At 66.2% G+C, this 467-nt stretch carries 1 pseudogene; it reads left to right on the top strand.

From position 1 onward, the window contains the following. Positions 1 to 70: 70 nt before the first annotated feature. Positions 71 to 467 (top strand): annotated as a pseudogene (locus QZH66_RS18410) (hypothetical protein); the annotation flags it as partial.

Here is a 467-nt window from a genome sequence, read left to right as displayed (position 1 = left end):
GCCGCGGCCTGAAGAGCCTGGCAGCAAGCCAGGCCTCGTTAAACTACCCATCCAAATTCTGGAGAATGCAATGGCAGTTAATTGGTTGCGCCGCGGTGTCCTGGCGGCGGCATGTGCGTCGGCGGCGCTGCTCGTGGCGTGCGGTTCGAGCACCATCGAGTCGTCGCTCAAGCCCGAACGCTTCGTCGCTTTCGGCGACGGTTTCGGCGACGTCGGCCAAGCCAACGGCGTGCGCTACACGGTCAACGACGGTTCGGTGAACATCTGGTCGCAACAGCTGGCCACGACCTACGGCAAGACGCTGACGCCCAAGTCCGCCGGCGGCACGGGCTACGCGCAGGGCAATGCCCGCATCAGCGCCAAGCCCGATGCGGCCGGCAATGCCAGCACGCCCACGGTGACCGAGCAGATCGACAGCTTCCTGGCCGCCGACAGCATCAAGGCCGGCGACGTGCTGCTGCTGAGCG

The organism is Stenotrophomonas sp. YIM B06876 (genome assembly GCF_030711595.1).
Taxonomy (GTDB): Bacteria; Pseudomonadota; Gammaproteobacteria; order Xanthomonadales; family Xanthomonadaceae; genus Stenotrophomonas.
The sequence above is the reverse complement of the archived record's forward strand: the minus strand, read 5'-3'. Positions and strand labels throughout refer to the sequence as shown.